The organism is Cellulomonas hominis (genome assembly GCF_005239125.1).
GTDB classification, from domain to species: domain Bacteria; phylum Actinomycetota; class Actinomycetes; order Actinomycetales; family Cellulomonadaceae; genus Cellulomonas; species Cellulomonas hominis_A.
On the sequence record NZ_SZYE01000344.1, the window covers coordinates 1 to 1,260 of the forward strand.

Annotated in this window: 1 rRNA gene and 1 pseudogene; both read right to left on the minus strand. The window is 75.1% G+C overall.

Annotation, left to right across the window (positions count from 1 at the left end):
* Window positions 1-311: pseudogene (locus FA014_RS20895) on the minus strand (hypothetical protein); the annotation flags it as partial.
* 875 nt (window positions 312-1,186) lie between these two features.
* Window positions 1,187-1,260, minus strand: a 5S ribosomal RNA gene (gene rrf / locus FA014_RS21100); the annotation flags it as partial.

A 1,260-nucleotide genomic window follows, 5' to 3' on the forward strand; every position in this document is an offset into this window, starting at 1 on the left:
GTCCACGGTACGAGGGCGGGCCGGCGGTCGCCGCCGTAGCTCCGCGCGCCCTCGCCCCGCCGCTCCGCGCCGGCGTCACGCGCACCGCGTGCCGAGCTGCCGCGCGGACCCGCCGTGCCGCTCTGCTCCGCGGCCGTCCGCCGGACGCGCTCGTCGCCGCCGCTGCGCCGCTGACCGGCCACCCGCGGGGTGCGCGCCGGGCGCTCACCGCCGCTCGAGCGCCCCGCGCCCCGGTTGCCGTACCCGCCGACGCCGCCGCTGCGGCGTCCGCCCTCGTCCGCCGAACGCGTCCCGCGCTCGTCGCTGCTCATGTCCAGCTGCTCCTCAAGTTCGACCGCCGACCATCGTCTCATCCGGGACCCCCAGACCCCGCATCGGCCCGGTCCCGAGCCCGCCACCACCACCTCCGTGCCCGGCCCCGGCCCCCCTCCACGCCGCACGGGCCCCTCCGCTCGCCCTGCTCACCGAGAGGGCAGCACTCGGCGGAGGTGCAGAACTGGAGAACCGCCGGGTGCTGCCACCACACCGGCCGGTGCACCGCACGGGACCGCGCGGGTCGTCATGCGGTCGCCGAAACGCGACCTCACGAGCTCCGAGCACGACGTCCAGGCGCTGGCTACGGAGGGACCTTCGGAGCGGACCGGGTCGAGGCACCATCACGCGTGCCGAGCCCGGTGCCGCGTTCACGGCGCACGGCGCACGGCGCACCATCAATGGAGTGCGTCCGGAACGCCCGTGCACCTCATGCGCCCGCGGGGGCACTCCAAGTCCACGGTCACGCGTCGACATAGCGCCACGGGGGCCGGGACCTGGCCGCCGAGCCTGCAGGAGATGCTGACTTCGACGCCCCGAAGCCCCCACCTACTACCCGCTCGGCGAATGGTCGGTAGCGCCGGGTGCCCCGGTTCCGGCCGGGACGCGCGGCCCGTGCCCCCGGTCCGCGAGGCTGCCCAGGGCTGTTGCACGCCGAGTATGCAGAACTTGCTGCCTTCGGCCGCCCGGAACCCCGCGAGTACCGCACACTCGGCGAAGGATCGAGCCTGGGGCCTCGGGCGCGCGGTGGAGCGGGGTGCCCCGGGCCCGCGGTGGAGCGGGGTGGCCCCGGCCGTGCACGTGTCGTGGCGGGTCGGTTCTGGGTGCAGAAACAGAGAAAGCCACCCCCGAAGGGGTGGCTTCTCTGAATGATGTCCGGCGGCGTCCTACTCTCCCACACCCTGGCGAGTGCAGTACCATCGGCGCTGAAGGGCTTAGCTTCCGGGT